Consider the following 17,839-nt stretch of genomic DNA (forward strand, 5'->3'; position numbering starts at 1 on the left):
TTCGCCCCGACGCCCGCATGTGCCGGCACCACGGGTTCACACGGTCCACGTCGGCTCGAGATCCACGATGTCACCTGTGAGGGCAGCCACATCAGCCTCGGTCTGCGCCCTCAGCGCCAGACGTTCCACCCGCTCCTCGCGATACTTGCCGTGCTCGGCGGCCGACTGCCACATGGACAGGATCAGGAACTCACGGCCCGGTGCCTCGCCGAACAGTCCGCGGATCATGCCCGGTGAGCCGGCCATCGCCGGATTCCAGACCTTCTCCTGCATCAGTGCGAAATGCTCGGCCCGCTCCTCGTGCACCCTGCAATGCGCGACCCGCACCAGGTCGGCGTCGCTGAAGCGGGGCTCGAACCCGGTCTTCACGTCGAAGCGGTAGTCGAACAGTCTGACCTGCTGGTCCTTGAACGTGCCGGACTGCGCGGCGGCCAGCCGGTCGTGCGAGCGCGCCATGAAGGAGTCGTAGAAGGCACGGCTCTCCCAGAACGCGAAGATGTGCGCCACGCCGGGCCTGCCCCGACTCCAGCCTCCGCCCTGTCCCCGGAAGCCCGGCTCCCCCGGAAGCCCCGCCCACTTTCGCTGCCCCCGCTCGAAACCGCGGCGGTCGACCACGGTGCAGCGAATCCACTTGACCAGCACCGCGCCATCGTAAGGCCACGGTGCGTGGCGTCGGTCGCTCTCCGGCGGAGTGCACCCGGGCGAGCGTCCGATGTACGAGGCACAATGGACAACTGACCCTCATTGCACGGCAATTCACGCCGAGGGCGCCGACAACGGGAGGGACGGGTGATGAGCGGCCTCAACAAGGGCATCCGTAAGGCCGAGTTGGCGGTGAAGTGGGACCCGAGTCCGCCGGGACAGCCGCCCACCGACCTGGACATCGTGGCCGCGACCTATTCGGCGTCCGACCCGTACGGGGATCCCGCGTACGTCGTGCACTTCGGCAGCCGCGCCCCCGACGGCACGATCTACCTCAACCGGGACAGCCTCGACGGCAAGGGCTTCGGCTGGGACGAGGTCATGACCCTGGAGCTCTACCGGCTCGACGGCCGGTACGCGCGCGTGGTGGCCGGCGTGGTCATACAGCAGCAGTGGGGCCGCAGGACGTTCGTCGGCGTACTGAACCCGGCGCTGCGCCTGCGTGAGGGCTACACCGTCCTGGCCGAGGACGACTTCGGCGGCGTACTGGGCGCGACGGCGGCAACAGTGGCCGAGTTCGTCCGCGACGCCTCCGGTGAGTGGACCTTCCACCCGGGCATCCACGGCTACGACACGGACCCGGCAGGCTTCGCCCGCATGATGGGCAGTCCGCGCGATTCCTGAGCTGTCCCACGAGAGAGCACAGACCGCGAAGGGCGGCACGAACCACCGGTCGTGCCGCCCTTTGAACCCCGCAATCAAGTGACGGGGCGCAAGCGCTTCAAGTGGCCGACCGGTTCTGCTGTCAGTGGCCGACGGGTTCTGCTGTCAGACGTGGCTGGCACGATGCTTCGCATGGCGCTCCTACACCCGCTCGACGGCGTGGACTCCCACCCCTGGTCCTCCTTCTCCCACGCCTACGGCAGCGCGGAGGACCTCCCCGATCTGCTGCGGGCCCTGGTGGAGACCGACGCGGGTCCGGCCGGCGAAGCGCTGTCGGAGTTGTACGGGAGCGTGCTGCATCAGGGGACGGTCTATGCCGCCAGTGCGGAAGTGGCGCCGTTCCTGGCCAGGATCGTGGCGGCCGGCCACCAGGTGACGGACGTGCTGATGCTGCTCGGAGGCATGGCCGAGAGCGAGGACGAGCACGGCGTGGCACCGGGCGCGGTCCGGGCCGCCGTGGCGGGACAGCTTCCGCTGCTCCTGCCCCTGATGGACGCCGCCGAGCCGGAGGTCCGCCGGACCGCGGTGTGGGCGGTGTCCCACACGCGTGCCACCGAACTCGTGCTCCCAGCCCTCCGCAGGCGCTGGGAAGAGGAGCCCGAGCCGCTCGTGCTCTCCGAGATCCTTGCCGGGATGTCCCGGCTCGACCCGCAGGCCGGTGCGTCGGCGGCCACCACCGTCCTGAACCCGCGCCGACCCGCTGAGCTTCGTATGGCCGCCGTCTTGGCCTGCCTCGACGCGGATCTGCCCTGGACCGAGGCACACCACACGACGATGCTGTCCCTTCTGCCGGCCGATCCGCTTGGCGGCGACTGCCTCGACCTCGAACGCAACGAGCCGTTCGCGGCCGTCGTGGAGGCCCTGCTGAACAGGCACCGCCACGCGGACCGGGAGGCGGCGTTCGCACTGGTCGACGCCGCCCTGCGCGACGGCCGGGCCGAGGTGCGGGCGGAGGCCCTGTGGGCGGCCGACCGCGCGTGCATGCTCTCCCGCAGTGCTCCACCGCGGCTGCTGGCCGGCCTGTGTGCCGCGGCCGTCGACGAGGAGGCCGTGGTCGCGATGGCGTCGCTGCTGGGCCGTTTGGACGCCTCCGCCGCGGCGGCCGCGGACGTCCTGGCCCCGCTCGCCGGCCGGAACCCGCAGCAGGCAGACGACCATGCGGACCGCGCCCTGGCTGCGCTCGTCCTTGTCGCGCCCGCCCAGGCCGCGCCGCTCCTGGCCGCCGGGCTCAGGCGACGGCCGCGGGCGCTCGACGCGGCTGCCGGGTTCCTGCGTCGGCCGGACCCCGCTTTCCCGTACGACGCTGAGCTCCTCGGTGCGATCCGGCGCCGCCTCCTGCGGCCCGAGGCCCTGAGCGGGAACGAACCGGGACTGCTGACCAGCCTCCTGGGCAGGTGGGGCGCCCAGGCAACGCCGGCACTGCCCGAGCTGTACAAGGCACTCGCGCACTTCCCTGGCCAGGTCGCCCCGGCCATCGCCGCCATCGCCGCTGACAGCGCGCCCGGCCAACGCGTCGAGGCGGTCGCGGTGTTGCGGAAGGCCGGCGGGCAGAGTTCGCTCCCTGTCGCAAAGGCCCTGTACGACCTCGTCGGCGAGTACGAGCCCTTGGTGCACTGCCTCGACCAGGAGATCCGGAGTGGTGGCCGCCGGTTCAGGGAAGCCCTCGGGACGGTCGGCGCCCTCGGTCCCTGGGCGGCGGTCCTGGCGCCGGCCCTGCGCGAGGCGCTCGGCGGCCCGGACCGCGAAACGGTCACGCCCGCACTGGACGCGGACACGGCGCTGGCCGAGGCACTGTGGGGCGTGACGGAGGACGCCGCCGCGGTGGTCGCCGCCCTGGACTCGGTCTTCGCCCGGGCCGAACAGAACCGCTGGTCCCAGTGGTCGGTGGTGCGGGCCGCTCGTACGACCGCCCTCCTCGGCCCGGCAGGGCGGCCGCTCACCTCCCGCCTGAAGACCCTGCTCGACCATCCCGAGCAGGTACCGGCCGCGGTGCTGGCCCTCACGGCGGTGGCAGAACCCGCCTCGCTGGACCGTACGGCACTCGCCGGCGCCGTCCTGCGGTCCGCGGAACTGGAAGCCGACCCGACGGGTGCCTGCGACGCCCTGGAGTCCCTCGGCGCCGCCGCCTTGACCGCCGACCATCTGCGCCGGCTGTCCGCCCTCGCCGACGGCGACGCGCGGATCATTCGCTCGGGAGTGGAAGACCGCATCATCCGCCGGGACGAGGCCTTCCGGAACCGCGTCCGGACACTCGTCACGGCCTTCACGGCCTCTGTCGCCCCCGACGCGACCGGGCATCATTCGCCGGAATAGGCCCGACCGAGCCTGGTCGCGCGCCAGCCCCGCCGGGGACGGAGACTGTGAGCGCCGTACGCGGCCGTGCGGCCCGACCACGGCGCTCCGGCACAGCAGGGCGTGACCGTCGGCGACTACGCGAACTGGGAGTGCTGATTCCGGCTCCCTGTCGTCGAGCACCGACCAGGACCGGGCCGGTGCCGGACGGCAACGGGTCGCATCCTCGTTACGCATGGCCCACGCAGTTGTCCCCTCGAAGCACCGGGGCTTCGAGGGGACAACTGTCCGGTCACCTTGCCATCAGCCGGTGCCTCACCTGAGGTTCACACCGACGGATGACCGGGGGCACGACAAGGCCGGTCGTTCCTCAGCTGCAGCCGCTCGTCGAACCGCAACCCTCGCAGATGTAGCAGGATCCCGCCCGCTGCATCTTCGTACCGCAGGAGAAGCACAGCGGGGCGTCCGCCTGGATACCCAGCTGCATCTCCACCAGTTCGGCGCTGGTGTGCGCCTGCTGCGGGGCCGGCTTGGCCGTGGCGGCCTCCGCCTTCGGTGTGGCGACCGCCTTCAACTCCTGGGTGCGCGGGGCCGACTGGGCCAGACCCTCGACGTCGACCTCGTCGTCGGCGGGCTCGTAGGAGCCGGTCTCCAGGTGGCGCTGACGCTCCTCGGCGGAGTGGATGCCGAGCGCGGAGCGCGTCTCGAAGGGCAGGAAGTCCAGCGCGAGGCGGCGGAAGATGTAGTCGACGATCGACTGCGCCATCCGCACGTCCGGGTCGTCCGTCATACCGGCCGGCTCGAAGCGCATGTTGGTGAACTTCGAGACGTAGGTCTCCAGCGGCACGCCGTACTGCAGACCCACCGAGACGGCGATGGAGAAGGCGTCCATCATGCCCGCGAGGGTCGAGCCCTGCTTGGACATCTTCAAGAAGACCTCACCGAGACCGTCGTCCGGGTAGGAATTGGCGGTCATGTAGCCCTCGGCACCGCCGACGGTGAAGGACGTGGTGATACCGGGACGGCCCTTCGGGAGACGCTTGCGGACCGGGCGGTACTCGACGACCTTCTCGACCTTGGCCTCGGCGGCGGGCACCTCGGCCTTCTCCGGGGCCGGCTCCTTCTTCTTGGCGGAGAGCGGCTGGCCGACCTTGCAGTTGTCGCGGTAGATCGCGAGCGCCTTGATGCCCAGCTTCCAGGCCTCGAAGTAGATCTCCTCGACCTCCTCGACGGTCGCCGTCTCCGGCATGTTGACCGTCTTGGAGATGGCGCCGGAGATCCACGGCTGGATCGCGGCCATCATGCGGACGTGGCCCATCGGGGAGATGGCGCGCTCGCCCATGGCGCAGTCGAAGACCTCGTAGTGCTCGTGCTTGAGGCCCGGCGAGTCGATCACATTGCCGTGCTCGGCGATGTGGGCGACGATCGCCTCGATCTGCTCCTCCTGGTAGCCGAGGCGGCGCAGCGCCTGCGGCACGGTGCCGTTGACGATCTGCATCGAGCCGCCGCCGACCAGCTTCTTGAACTTGACCAGCGCCAGGTCGGGCTCGACACCGGTGGTGTCGCAGGACATCGCGAGACCGATGGTGCCGGTCGGCGCGAGGACGGACGCCTGGGAGTTGCGGAAGCCGTTCTTCTCACCGAGGCGGAGCACGTCCTGCCAGGCCTCCGTGGCGGCGGCCCACACCGGGGTGTCGAGGTCGTCCATGCGGACGGCTTCGGCGTTGGCGTCCGAGTGCTGCTTCATGACGCGCAGGTGCGGCTGCTCGTTGCGGGCGTAGCCGTCGTACGGGCCGACGACCGCGGCCAGCTCGGCGGAACGCTTGTACGCCGTGCCGGTCATCAGGGAGGTGATGGCACCGGCCAGGGCGCGGCCGCCGTTGGAGTCGTAGGCGTGGCCGGTCGCCATCAGAAGGGCGCCGAGGTTGGCGTAGCCGATGCCGAGCTGGCGGAAGGCGCGGGTGTTCTCGCCGATCTTCTGGGTCGGGAAGTCCGCGAAGCAGATCGAGATGTCCATCGCGGTGATGACCAGCTCGACGACCTTGGCGAAGCGCTCGACCTCGAAGGACTGGTGGCCCTTGCCGTCGTCCTTCAGGAACTTCATCAGGTTGAGCGAGGCGAGGTTGCAGGACGTGTTGTCCAGGTGCATGTACTCGCTGCACGGGTTCGAGCCGTTGATACGGCCGGACTCCGGACACGTGTGCCAGTGGTTGATCGTGTCGTCGTACTGGATGCCGGGGTCGGCGCAGGCCCAGGCGGCCTCGGCCATCTTGCGGAAGAGGGCCTTGGCGTCGACCTCCTCGATGACCTCGCCGGTCATACGGGCACGCAGGCCGAACTTCCCGCTGGTCTCGACGGCCTTCATGAAGGTGTCGTTGACGCGGACCGAGTTGTTGGCGTTCTGGTACTGCACGGAGGTGATGTCGTCACCGCCGAGGTCCATGTCGAAGCCCGCGTCGCGCAGGGCGCGGATCTTCTCCTCTTCCTTCACCTTGGTCTCGATGAAGTCCTCGACGTCCGGGTGGTCGACGTCCAGGATGACCATCTTGGCGGCGCGGCGGGTGGCACCGCCCGACTTGATCGTTCCTGCGGAGGCGTCGGCACCGCGCATGAAGGAAACCGGACCGGAGGCGTTGCCGCCCGAGGAGAGCAGTTCCTTGGAGGAGCGGATGCGGGACAGGTTCAGGCCGGCGCCGGAGCCGCCCTTGAAGATCATGCCCTCTTCCTTGTACCAGTCGAGGATCGACTCCATGGAGTCGTCGACGGACAGGATGAAGCAGGCGGAGACCTGCTGGGGCTGCGGGGTGCCCACGTTGAACCAGACGGGGCTGTTGAAACTGAAGATCTGGTGCAGGAGGGCGTAGGCCAGCTCGTGCTCGAAGATCTCCGCGTCGGCGGGCGAGGAGAAGTACTTGTGGTCCTCACCGGCCTTCCGGTACGTCTTCACGATGCGGTCGATCAGCTGCTTCAGGCTGGTCTCGCGCTGCGGGGTGCCGACGGCACCGCGGAAGTACTTGCTGGTGACGATGTTGACCGCGTTCACCGACCAGAACTCGGGGAACTCGACGCCACGCTGCTCGAAGTTGACCGAGCCGTCGCGCCAGTTGGTCATGACGACGTCACGGCGCGCCCACTCGACCTCGTCGTACGGGTGCACCCCGGGGGTCGTGTGAATGCGCTCGATACGCAGCCCCTTGGTGGCCTTGGCGCCCTTCGCTCGGGCACCTCGTGCCGGACCGCTCGCCGTCTCTGTCATGCCGCCTCCCTATATCAGGCAAAAACGCCCTGACGTGCCCTTTTCTTCCCAGGCACGGTTTATGTGTCTACGTGTCACGCGCGTCATGAGGGGGCGCGTGACGGGTCTGTGTGTGCCGCCGGCGGAGCCGGTACCCCCCGGGCCCCCCGATCAGTCGGCGGCGGCGGGCACGGGGACGTCGGCCGTCGCTCCGGACCCGCGGTCGGTTCCCTGGCGCTCCGCGACAGCGTTCCCGTGGTCGTCGTCGACCTCGGCGGCGCGCCCGCGCTGCTGCTCCCTGAGTTCCGCGATGGCGGCCTCGAAGTCCTCCAGCGAGTCGAACGCCCGGTAGACGGACGCGAACCGCAAGAAGGCCACAAGGTCGAGTTCCTGCAAGGGGCCGAGTATGGCCAGACCCACGTCGTGGGTGGTCAGCTCGGCGCTACCGGTGGCCCGCACCGCCTCCTCGACCCGCTGGCCGAGCTGGGCGAGTGCGTCCTCGGTGACAGGCCGCCCCTGGCATGCCTTGCGCACACCGTTGATGATCTTGGTGCGGCTGAAGGGCTCGGTGACTCCGGACCGCTTGACCACCATGAGAGAGCACGTCTCCACGGTGGTGAAACGACGGGAGCAGTCCGGGCACTGACGGCGCCTGCGAATGGACGTGCCGTCATCGGTCGTACGACTGTCGACGACGCGGCTGTCGGGGTGCCTGCAGAAGGGGCAGTGCATGGCTCCATCCCTCCTTTTCAGCATGACTCATTGGCCTCTCGGGCCCCATGGGCCTCTCGAAGCAGCCCCAAGCATAGGCGATCACCCGAGCCATGGAGACCGGGGGGACCACAACTTGTGGGCTACGACTGCAATCCAACCACTACATCTAGCGATTGGCTCGTACATTCGGCGACGACACGCAGATCGAGCGTGATTGGCACATGCCGCACGGCCATACCGAAACGAGCCATGCGCGGATACGGTGGACACGGCATGGAGATGGGGGCCGGTTCCCCATCTACGGGACACCGGATGGCAGACTGGGCGCCGGCTACGGCGGCCCACAAGGCGATCTTCCCGGCGCTGCACAGTACGGCAAGGAGCAGATTCCCCCACCCGGGGGCGACGTCGGCCGTACACCCGGACACCTGATCGCGTCAGGTAATTCGTGGTTTTTCACTCGAACGTGTGTTTGGCGCAACCTTTCGAAAGCAACTACCGTTGTGCTGCACGGGAGACCATCGAGAGGGGCCGACGTGACCACCACCGCAGACAGTGCCACCATCACTGCCCAGGACCGCTCCCAGGGCCGACTCGAGCCGGTGCATGCCATGAACGAAGCCACGAACCCCGAGGGGGCCAAGAGGTCCCTGCCCGGTCGGCCTCCAGGCATCCGGGCGGACAGCTCAGGGCTGACCGACCGGCAGCGCAGGGTGATCGAAGTCATCCGGGACTCGGTGCAGCGGCGCGGCTACCCGCCGTCCATGCGTGAGATCGGCCAGGCCGTGGGCCTCTCCAGCACCTCCTCGGTGGCACACCAGCTGATGGCTCTGGAGCGCAAGGGCTTCCTACGCCGCGACCCGCACCGCCCGCGCGCGTATGAGGTGCGCGGATCGGACCAGCCGGCCTCCGTCCAGCCCACGGACACCGCGGGCAAGCCCGCCGCGTCGTACGTCCCGCTCGTCGGCCGCATCGCCGCCGGTGGCCCCATCCTCGCCGAGGAGTCGGTGGAGGACGTCTTCCCGCTCCCCCGGCAGCTCGTCGGCGACGGTGAGCTGTTCGTCCTGAAGGTCGTCGGCGACTCCATGATCGAAGCCGCCATCTGCGACGGCGACTGGGTCACGGTCCGGCGTCAGCCCGTCGCCGAGAACGGCGACATCGTGGCCGCCATGCTCGACGGCGAGGCCACCGTCAAGCGCTTCAAGCGCGAGGACGGCCATGTGTGGCTGCTGCCGCACAACTCCGCGTACCAGCCGATCCCCGGCGACGAGGCGACGATCCTCGGCAAGGTGGTGGCGGTGCTGCGGCGCGTGTGACTCCGCCGCGGCGGGCGGATGTGCACCGCGCCCGCCCACGATCCGGGCCCCGGGACCCCTGCGCCGGTTCCGGGGCCCACGTTGTCCTCAGCCGTGAGGCACACCAGGTCACTACGCTGTCCCCCGGCCGCGGCCGGGGGACAGCGTAGTGACCTGCACAAACGCGAGCCCACCCGGCTACCCGTCCTGCTCCCTCGCCGCCGCGTCGATCGCCGCCAGGGACCTTCGCACCTGATTACGGTCCGTGGTGTACCAGAAGCCGGGCAGTGACGCCTTCAGATAGTTTCCGTAGCGGGCCGTGGCCAGCCGCTGGTCCAGCACGGCGACCACACCGCGGTCCTCTGACGCCCGTACCAGCCGCCCCGCGCCCTGCGCCATCAGCAGCGCGGCGTGTGTCGCGGCCACGGCCATGAAGCCATTGCCGCCGGCGTCCTCGACGGCCTTCTGCCGGGCGCTCATCAGGGGGTCGTCGGGGCGCGGGAAGGGGATCTTGTCCATGACGACGAGCTGGCAGCTGGGACCCGGGACGTCGACGCCCTGCCAGAGCGAGAGCGTGCCGAACAGACAGGTCTTCGGGTCGGCGGCGAAGTTCTTGATCAACTCGCCGAGCGTCTCCTCGCCCTGCAGGAGGATCGGGAACTCGGGGATGCGGGTGCGCAGCTCCTCGGCGGCGAGCTGGGCACCCCGCATCGACGAGAACAGGCCCAGAGTGCGGCCGCCGGCCGCCTGGATCAGCTCCGTCAGCTCGTCCAGCATGTCCGCGCGATCGCCGTCGCGCGCGGGGCGCGACAGATGCTTCGCGACGTACAGAATGCCCTGCTTCGGATAGTCGAAGGGCGAGCCGACATCCACGCCCTTCCACTGGGGCAGATCGTCTCCCTCCGTGCCCTCGGGGGCGAGACCGAGGGATGCCCCGACGCCGTTGAAGTCGCCACCCAGCTTCAGCGTCGCCGAGGTCAGAGTCACCGAACGGTCCGCGAAGAGCTTCTCCCGCAGGAGCCCCGACACGGACATCGGGGCGACACGCAACGTCGCGCCGAAGCGGTCGTGGCGCTCGTACCAGACGACGTCCCACTCGGAGCCGTTGGTGATCCGCTCCGCCACATCGTGCACGCCTTCCACGGAGGCCAGCGCCTGCTTGCGGACCGCGTCCTCGTCCTGCACCGACTTGTCGCGGGTCGTCCCGAGCGCGGAGATCACCGTACGGGCGGCGTCGCGCAGCGCCATCAGGGCGTAGCCGAGGTCCTCCGGGATCTCCTCGAGGCGGCCGGGCAGGGCGAGCTCCATCAGCCGCTCGAAGCCCTCGGCGGCGGTCTGGAGCTGGTCGGCGGCCTTCTCGTTGACCAGCTTGGCGGCGCGCCGCACGGCGCGGTTGACCTGGCCGGGGGTGAGTTCGCCGGTGGCCACGCCCGTCACCCTGGAGACCAGCTCGTGGGCCTCGTCGACGATCAGGACCTCGTGCTGCGGGAGAACCGGAGCGCCCTCGATGGCGTCGATCGCGAGCAGCGCGTGGTTCGTGACGACGACCTCGGCGAGTTTGGCGCGCTCGCGGGCCAGCTCGGCGAAGCACTCGGCGCCGTACGCGCACTTGGAGGCGCCCAGGCACTCCCGGGACGACACGGACACCTGGGCCCAGGCGCGGTCCGAGACGCCCGGGGTGAGGTCGTCGCGGTCGCCGCTCTCCGTCTCCTGGGACCAGTCGCGCAGCCGCAGCAGGTCCTGGCCGAGCTTGCTCGAGGGCGCGGCGGCCTCGAACTGGTCGAAGAGGCCGTCCTCCTCGTCCTGCGGCATGCCCTCGTGCAGGCGGTGCAGGCACACGTAGTTCGACCGGCCCTTGAGCATGGCGAACTCGGGGCGGCGGCGCAGCAGCGGGTGCAGCGCCTCGACCGTGCGCGGCAGGTCCCGCTCGACCAGCTGACGTTGCAGCGCCAAGGTGGCGGTCGCCACGACGACGGGCTCCCCGTGGGCGAGCGCGGGCACCAGATAGCCCAGGGACTTTCCGGTACCGGTGCCGGCCTGGACCAGCAGGTGGGATCCGTCGTCGATGGCCTCCGCGACGGCTTGGGCCATGGTCACCTGGCCGGGGCGCTCCGTGCCGCCGACAGCTGTGACGGCTGCATGCAGGAGTTCGGGGAGTGAGGGCTTCGTCATAGCGCGACCACCCTACGACCCGCCACCGACAATCGGGCTCTCAAGCCCGCAGCGCGCGGGAGGCTCACACGGGGCGCGCGGGGTTCGGAACGGGTTCCGGTGCGGTGGGTGGGTGCGGTGCGGCCGGTGGACACGGCAGGGAACTCCTGGATTGACGACGGCGGTCACCCCTCGGATGAGGGACAGGCGGTCACCCTTGGGCTGGGGCCCTGAGGACTGGCGGTCACCTCAGCTGAGGGCACTGAGGACCAGCCGTCACCTCGGCCTCGGACGCTGAGGGCCTGCGGACATTCCTCGGCCGGGGACGCCGAGGACGCCGAGGACGGGCGGACGCCCTCTCGGCTGGGACGCCAGGAACTGGCGGAGGCCACCTCGGCTGAGGATCCGCGGTCGACCGGGAACCGAGGCCGGACGCGGATCGTTACGGAGAGTGATGAGACCGTAGCAGAGGCTGCAGCGCCCGGTCCCGGACCATCAGGGCGGCCCGCTTGTCGGGCAGGTCGACCTCGGCCGAGAACCGGAAACCGGCGTTCAGGAAAGCGGCGACGGAAGGGGTGTTGCGGATGTCGGGTTCGGCGATGACACGTGCACAGGCGGCACGCCGTTCGAGTACGAGGTCGGCGACGGCGCGCAGCAGAGTGGAGCCGAGGCCGCGCCCACGGTCGGCGACACCGCCGATAAGGAGGTGCAGACCGGTGTCATGGGGCCGGGCCGGGTAGTAGCGGGCCAGGGGATCCAGATCCGCGCGGTAGATCTCCCAATAGCTCATGGGTGTCCCGTCCAGCACGCCCAGACAGGGGACGCTGCGTCCGTCACCCACGAGTTGGGCGCGCAGGTGCCGCTCGGTCACCGTCGTGTCTCCCGCCAGGTCCCAGAAGACCGCCACGGAGGGGTCGTTCATCCAACGGGCGATCAGGGCGAGGTCGCGTTCGGGGCGGACGGGGACGAGGTGGAAGACGCCCACGGAGGTGGCGACCTCGCCCCAGTCCGAGACGTGGTCGAGGAGGTCGTCGTCCTGCGGGGTGCCAAGACGCGTGACGGATAAGGCGGATACGGCAGGCGCGGCAGGCGAAGGGGGCGCTACGGCCGACTCGGTGGCAGTGGTGGGACCGGCCGCCCCGCTCGGCCCCGCCTCCTCGTCCGCGCAGAGCGCCGTGAACTGGTCGGGAAGCCGGAGGTCGAGGGTGTCCTCGCAGTCCGGGCCCGCCGGGCCGGAACCCGGAGCCGGACGGGTTTCGGCAGCCGGTCCGGAGCCCGGGTCGGTGTCGGGCTCCGGGGCGGAGGCGGTGCCGGCGCCGCTGCTCATATCGATGGGAGGCACGGCGAGGCTCCTCTCAGGAGACGGGATGGGTCATGTTCCTCAGGAATGCAGGGGGTTGGTGATGGTGACGTAGACGGACTGGGTGTCCACCGGGCCGACGAGTTCGTCCAGGCCGTGCAGCCGGGTCAGCAGATTGGCCTTGCAGCGCAGGACGGGTGATTCGAGCAGGCGGGCGGGCAAGGGGGTGCGCAGCCGGTTGGGCCCGGTGGCGGCGTCGGCGAGGAAGCGGCGGAAGGCGGCGAGCAGCACCCGTTCGTCGGCGAGCCGCTGCGAGCCGAACGCGCCGATGAGGCCGAGCACGTTGTTGATGCCGAGGTAGTAGGCGAAGCGTTCGTCGGTCACCTCGTCGGAGACGAACGTGTCGCTGTGCTCGCCGATGCCGGGCAGCCGTGCGTCGAGTTCGGCGCGGCGGGACTCCCGGAAGTAGTAGCCCTGGTTGTCACGGTAGCGGCCGCCCGTGGGCCAGCCTTCCGGGTCCAGCAGGACCACGGTGTTCTGCTGGTGTGCCTCCAGGGCGACACCGGCCTCGCCGTCCAGCCACAGCACGGGGCGCACCACTCGTTCGAGGTAGCGCAGGAACCACTCGGTGGCGACGGCTCCGCGCGAGCGGCCGGTGCGCCCGGCGAGGCGGGTGACGGTCTCGGCGAGCCGCGAGCGCAGGACGGGGTGCCGCTGCCCCGCCGCCTGGGCGCGGGGCTTCGGCGAGACGAGACCCGCGACGCAGGAGACGTCGTCCGTGGGACCGAACGGGTTGTGGCGGATGACCACGTCCAGCCCGGGCACCGGGGTGCCGTCCGTGTCGTCGACGGCGATCCAGGCCGGGTCGCGCACGATGTCGAAACCGGGGTGCACGGACCGCCACTGCTTGCCCAGGCCGCCACGCAGCAGACGGTGCACTTCGACGCCGCGGTGGAGTTCCTTGCGGAGGTTCTCACGGCGGGAGTTGGTAATGCGCAAGCCCAGCGAGAGCTTGAGCATCGCCGGGGCGCCGGAGCGGTGGACCGTGCGGATGGATGACGTGGGATTCCAGAGGCCGCCGTGCGGACCGAGGTCGCGGAGCAGTCCGGCGTCCAGCAGCGCCGCGGCCTCGGGGCGGAGCCGGATCTCACGCGCCTGCCAGGGGTGCAGTGGCAGCGGGGTGAATCCGTCGGGTAGCGGGAGCCCGGTGCCGGCGAGCCACTGGGCCAGTCGGCCGGCGGGCACGGGGCGGCCGCGTTTGGTCCATGCCGAGTCGGCCGCGAGTACCAGCGGCGCGACGGCCAGCCAGTGCAGGGGAAAGGAGCCGCGCAGTTCCGGCGAGTAGAGCCGTGCCTCCGCGTCGGAGAGTCCCTCGCGGCTCTTGGCCGTGGGATGCCACGGGTGCCCGAGCACCAGCGCCTGCTCGGCGGAGAGAAAGAGGTCCGCTCCGTCAACGGGGCGCTCGCGGCGCGCCGCGACGAAGGCCGTCGTGCGGCGTACGGAGTCGGCGACGCGCGCCACGAGATCGGCGACATGCCCGGGAGCGGAGCCGGACGAGGGAGCCGACCCGGTCTCGCGTGCCAGCAGGGTGGCCACCGTCAGCGCGTCCGCGGGCGGGGCCGCCTCGGGTGCACCGGCCAGATAGGGCGGGCCGAACCGGTGCCAGCCGGTCGGGGACCAGTAGGAGACCGGGACGAGGAGGGCCGTACCGCTGGCGGGGAGCGGGATGCGCAGAGTGCCGTCGACGGGAGCGGAGAGGTCGTGCTCGCGGACCCAGCAGCGCAGCAGGTTCTCCACGGTCGCGGCGTGGGCCGCCGTGTGCGGATCGGGGTGTTCCAGCAGGTCGGTGGTGGCACCGCGCCTCTCGTCGGCCTCCGGTGACGCGGTCCCCTGCGCGGGTACCGTGTGAAACCCGGGGGCGGTGGCCTGCATGCTGCCGAACTCCCGCTCGAGGCCGGACTCTCCCCCGGAGCCGGCCCTCCGCGTGGGGCCGGCCTCTCTCTCGGGGCTCCGGAAACCGCCGTGGGGGATCGGGGTGGCGTTCAAGGTCGTTCCTCGTGAGATGTCCAGCTCGTGCGGCGAGGGCCGAGCGGTACGGGCGTGCGGGCGGGTGCGGTGCCTTGGACCTATCTGAGGGCCTCGGGCCGGAGTCGGAAGGCACGGCGAGGGCGAGATGAGAGTGAAGGGCGAGTGACTCCTCGGCTGTGGTGTCGCAGTGGTGTCGGTTCGCGCAGCAGGAGATGCGCGGCTCAGGGGATGACAGGCCCCCGGGCCACGGCTGCCACGGCGTCGGCCAGCCGGTCCAGGACCGCGCTCGTCTGCTCGTCGCTGATGGTGAGCGGCGGCAGCAGCCGGACGACGCTCGCGTGGCGGCCGCCCAGTTCCACGATCAGGCCGCGCCGCAGGCACTCCTGCTGGACGGCGGCGGCCAGTGCGGGCGCCGCAGGACGCGGTCCTGCGCTCCCGGGATCGTCGGTCGGGAACAGCGGGAGTGCCGGTGCGGCTGCGCTCTCGGGGTCCACCAGCTCGAGGCCGATCATCAGACCGCGGCCGCGCACATCGCCGATGCACGGGAACTCCGCGGCCAGGGCGCGCAGTTCAGCCAGCATGCGGGTGCCGAGCGCGGCGGCGCGTTCGGCGAGGCCGTTCTCACGGACGTATCGGAGGGTCGCGGTACCGGCGGCCATGGCAAGCTGGTTGCCGCGGAAGGTGCCGGCGTGGGCGCCGGGACGCCAGACGTCCAGATCGTCGCGGTAGACGACGACGGCGAGCGGCAGACTGCCGCCGATCGCCTTGGAGAGGACCATCACCTCGGGGATCACCCCGCTGTGCTCGACCGCCCAGAAGCGTCCCGTGCGGCCCACACCGGTCTGCACCTCGTCCGCGATCAGTGGGATCGACCGGGTCTCGGTGATCTGGCGCATGCGGCGCATCCAGGCGTCGGGCGCCGGGTTGACGCCGCCCTCCCCCTGAACCGGTTCGAGGATCATCCCGGCCGGCAGTGTCACGCCTGACTTGTCGTCGTCGAGGAGGGACTCGGTCCAGCGCGCGGCGAGTTCGGCACCGCGATCGCCACCGATACCGAAGGGGCAGCGGTAGTCCTGCGGGAACGGCAGGCGGGTCACCCGGACGTCGGTGGCGCCTCCGGACGCCTGCAGTGCTCCGGCGGTCATCCCGTGGTAGGCGCCGGTGAAGGCGAGGATCCCGCTCCGGCCGGTGGCCGCGCGTACCAGCTTGAGCGCGGCCTCCACGGCGTCGGTCCCGGCCGGACCGCAGAACTGCACACGCGCGCGGTCGGCGAAGCCGGGGGGCAGGGTGCCGAACAACTCGGTGGTGAAAGCGTCCTTGACGGGCGTGGCCAGGTCCAGGACGTGCAGCGGCGCACCGGAGTCGAGGACGTTGCGGATCGCTTCCAGAACCACCGGGTGGTTGTGCCCGAGGGCCAGCGTGCCCGCGCCGGAGAGGCAGTCGAGGTAGCGGCGGCCGTCCGCGCCCTCGATCGTGAGTCCGCGCGCCCGCACAGGCACGATCGGGAGGGCGCGCGCATAGGTGCGAGCAGCCGATTCGCGCGCCGACTGGCGTCGCAGAATGCCCTCGTGCGCGGAGCGCACCGCTCCGGTCCCGCGCGTCGTCTCGCGCACGGAATACTCCGCCTCGGCTGCTCCGCACTCCTCCGGTTCGCCCTCCACCGGCACCAACGCAGTCTCCGTCACGGTCACGACGACAGTTCCTCCCGCTGTCCAGAGGGAATGGGGGTGAGCGTTTGAGCGCGGTCGGCAGTTCCCCCCGTACATACCAACGACGTGAACGGCCTGTGGAAGCGGTCGGGGGCGAAATTCATACCGCTGATCCCCTGAACGGCCGTGCGAGGCGGGCGCTTCGCACCAGCCGTCACCCGAGTCCCGATGCCGGACCCGTCCTGTGCGACGGAGGTGCGTCGATGATCACGGCCGTGACGGAACCGTTGCCGTTCCGCGGGAAGTCCCGCACAGCGAGCACATAGTGTCGGGTGTCGTTCAGTGACATCGGATGATCAACCGAGATGTCCCGCCGTCTCACGGCGGTGCGCCGATCCTGTCAGACGGGTTCATTCCAGGGGGAGTTCAGACCATGCGATCCATACGCCCGCTCTTCGCCGCCCCCCGGGAAAGGAGCGTTCGTCGCACCACCTCCCCCGTGCTGGCCGCAGTCGGCCTGGCCACGGCACTGGCGCTGACCGCGACCGCGTGCGACTCGAGCGGGGACGCCAAGGCGGGCGGTGATGCGAGCGCGTCCGCCTCCGCCGCGGGCGACGGCAAGATCAAGATCCCGGACGACATCAAGCGGAAGCTCAGGGAACACGGGATCGACATCGACAAGTGGAAGAACGGCGCCTGGAAGAACTGGGACAAGGACGACTGGCTGCGCGAGGCCGACGAGTTCGTCAACCCGATCATCCAGGGGCTGTGGAACCCGGACCGGATGCGCAAGGCCAACGACCCGGACAAGGGTGTCGACGCCAACGACCTCTCGGGCGACCAGGGCGTAACCGACCGGACCCCGGCGCCGGTGCAGGCACAGTCGGTACGGCCCGCCTACCACGACAGCGCGCCCACGGCGGGCAAGGTGTTCTTCGACTCGCCCGAGGGCACGATGGTCTGCTCGGCGACCGTGGTCGAGGACCCGGCCCATCCCGGCAAGTCCAACCTCGTGTGGACCGCGGGCCACTGTGTGCACGCGGGCCGCAAGGGCGGCTGGTACCGCAACATCGCGTTCGTGCCGGCGTACAACAACGCGGGCAGGACGGAAGCCGAACTGCAGAGCGCGACGCGGGAGCAGATCGCCCCGTACGGCGTCTGGTGGGGTGACTGGGCGCAGACCTCGGACCAGTGGATCGAGCGGGGCGACGAGACCGGTGGCCAGGGCGCGCCGTACGACTTCGCCGTGATCCATGTGACCCCGGAGCAGGGCAACGGCGGCAAGTCCTTGGAGGAGACGGTCGGTTCGGCCCTCCCGGTGAACTTCAACGCGCCGGCCGTACCAAAGGTCGACAGCATCACGGCGACCGGCTACCCGGCCGCGGCGCCGTTCGACGGCCAGAAGCTGTACCAGTGCCAGGACAAGCCGGGCCGGCTGTCGATCGTGCGGACGGATCCGACGATGTACCGCATCGGCTGCACCATGACGGGCGGTTCGTCCGGTGGCGGCTGGGTGGAGAAGGGCAGCGACGGCAAGCCGGCGCTGGTGTCCAACACCTCGATCGGCCCGGTGACCTCCGGCTGGCTGGCGGGCCCACGCCTGGGGGACGTGGCCAAGGGCATCTACACGTCGGTCAGCAAGAAGTTCGCGAACCAGTGACAGGCTGAACGCAACGCACAAGGCCCGCTCCCTTGGCCTTCCGTGCAGGTGGATCACCCTGACGCACCCGTCCGGCGGGACTCGGGCAGTCGCCGTTGCCGACCACGTCGTGCCCGGGACCGCCGCCGGTCACATCATGACGGGGACCGG

Annotated in this window: 11 protein-coding genes; 4 read left to right on the forward strand and 7 right to left on the reverse strand. The window is 70.5% G+C overall.

The annotated features are described in order from the left end of the window. Nucleotides 1–36: 36 nt before the first annotated feature. On the reverse strand, nucleotides 37–642 hold the full coding sequence (locus tag ACWDA7_RS18390) for a YdbC family protein (RefSeq protein WP_359394484.1): 606 nt from the start codon (nucleotides 640–642) through the stop codon (nucleotides 37–39). A 150-nt stretch (nucleotides 643–792) separates the two neighbouring features. Between ACWDA7_RS18390 and ACWDA7_RS18395 the strand changes: the two genes are divergently transcribed. Together ACWDA7_RS18395 and ACWDA7_RS18400 are read left to right on the forward strand one after the other, a co-directional pair. Further along, nucleotides 793–1,326: a TerD family protein gene (locus ACWDA7_RS18395; protein ID WP_450605313.1), complete on the forward strand. Its 534-nt coding sequence runs from the start codon at nucleotides 793–795 to the stop codon at nucleotides 1,324–1,326. Between the two features lie 171 nt (nucleotides 1,327–1,497). After that, the gene (locus ACWDA7_RS18400) at nucleotides 1,498–3,678 is read left to right on the forward strand and encodes a hypothetical protein (RefSeq protein ID WP_450605314.1); all 2,181 of its coding nucleotides are present in this window, start codon (nucleotides 1,498–1,500) and stop codon (nucleotides 3,676–3,678) included. Nucleotides 3,679–4,027: 349 nt separating this feature from the next. Here ACWDA7_RS18400 and ACWDA7_RS18405 read toward each other — a convergent pair whose 3' ends face one another. Continuing rightward, the gene (locus tag ACWDA7_RS18405; protein WP_450605315.1) at nucleotides 4,028–6,913 is read right to left on the reverse strand and encodes a vitamin B12-dependent ribonucleotide reductase; all 2,886 of its coding nucleotides are present in this window, start codon (nucleotides 6,911–6,913) and stop codon (nucleotides 4,028–4,030) included. 150 nt (nucleotides 6,914–7,063) lie between these two features. Continuing rightward, the gene (gene nrdR, locus ACWDA7_RS18410) at nucleotides 7,064–7,624 is read right to left on the reverse strand and encodes a transcriptional regulator NrdR (protein ID WP_450605316.1); all 561 of its coding nucleotides are present in this window, start codon (nucleotides 7,622–7,624) and stop codon (nucleotides 7,064–7,066) included. Between the two features lie 518 nt (nucleotides 7,625–8,142). Here nrdR and lexA point away from each other — a divergent pair. Then, nucleotides 8,143–8,922 carry a transcriptional repressor LexA gene (gene lexA / locus ACWDA7_RS18415; protein WP_359394473.1) on the forward strand — a complete coding sequence of 260 codons (780 nt, stop codon included), beginning with the start codon at nucleotides 8,143–8,145 and terminating at the stop codon, nucleotides 8,920–8,922. 177 nt (nucleotides 8,923–9,099) lie between these two features. Here lexA and ACWDA7_RS18420 read toward each other — a convergent pair whose 3' ends face one another. The 4 genes from ACWDA7_RS18420 to ACWDA7_RS18435 all read right to left on the reverse strand — a co-directional run bounded on the left by ACWDA7_RS18420 (nucleotide 9,100) and on the right by ACWDA7_RS18435 (nucleotide 15,993). Further along, the gene (locus ACWDA7_RS18420; protein ID WP_450605317.1) at nucleotides 9,100–11,073 is read right to left on the reverse strand and encodes an ATP-dependent DNA helicase; all 1,974 of its coding nucleotides are present in this window, start codon (nucleotides 11,071–11,073) and stop codon (nucleotides 9,100–9,102) included. 421 nt (nucleotides 11,074–11,494) lie between these two features. After that, nucleotides 11,495–12,394, reverse strand: coding sequence for a GNAT family N-acetyltransferase (locus tag ACWDA7_RS18425; RefSeq protein WP_450605318.1), 900 nt, complete (start codon nucleotides 12,392–12,394; stop codon nucleotides 11,495–11,497). Nucleotides 12,395–12,433: 39 nt separating this feature from the next. Next, complete coding sequence (locus tag ACWDA7_RS18430; protein ID WP_450605319.1) at nucleotides 12,434–14,398, reverse strand: IucA/IucC family protein; 1,965 nt, start codon at nucleotides 14,396–14,398, stop codon at nucleotides 12,434–12,436. Nucleotides 14,399–14,601: 203 nt separating this feature from the next. Then, entirely contained in the window at nucleotides 14,602–15,993 is a 1,392-nt protein-coding gene (locus ACWDA7_RS18435) for a diaminobutyrate--2-oxoglutarate transaminase family protein (RefSeq protein WP_450605332.1), read from the reverse strand. Nucleotides 15,994–16,462: 469 nt separating this feature from the next. Here ACWDA7_RS18435 and ACWDA7_RS18440 point away from each other — a divergent pair, with 469 nt between their 5' ends. Continuing rightward, nucleotides 16,463–17,689: a trypsin-like serine peptidase gene (locus ACWDA7_RS18440; protein ID WP_450605320.1), complete on the forward strand. Its 1,227-nt coding sequence runs from the start codon at nucleotides 16,463–16,465 to the stop codon at nucleotides 17,687–17,689. Nucleotides 17,690–17,839 lie beyond the last annotated feature (150 nt).

The organism is Streptomyces sp. NPDC001156, from assembly GCF_053598275.1.

Excerpts from the sequence above, each read along its gene's own strand:
- ACWDA7_RS18395 (WP_450605313.1), top strand. The coding sequence starts at position 793 with ATGAGCGGCCTCAACAAGGGCATCCGTAAGGCCGAGTTGGCGGTGAAG.
- ACWDA7_RS18400 (WP_450605314.1), top strand. The coding sequence starts at position 1,498 with ATGGCGCTCCTACACCCGCTCGACGGCGTGGACTCCCACCCCTGGTCC.
- ACWDA7_RS18405 (WP_450605315.1), bottom strand. The coding sequence starts at position 6,913 with ATGACAGAGACGGCGAGCGGTCCGGCACGAGGTGCCCGAGCGAAGGGC.
- nrdR (WP_450605316.1), bottom strand. The coding sequence starts at position 7,624 with ATGCACTGCCCCTTCTGCAGGCACCCCGACAGCCGCGTCGTCGACAGT.
- ACWDA7_RS18420 (WP_450605317.1), bottom strand. The coding sequence starts at position 11,073 with ATGACGAAGCCCTCACTCCCCGAACTCCTGCATGCAGCCGTCACAGCT.
- ACWDA7_RS18440 (WP_450605320.1), top strand. The coding sequence starts at position 16,463 with ATGCGATCCATACGCCCGCTCTTCGCCGCCCCCCGGGAAAGGAGCGTT.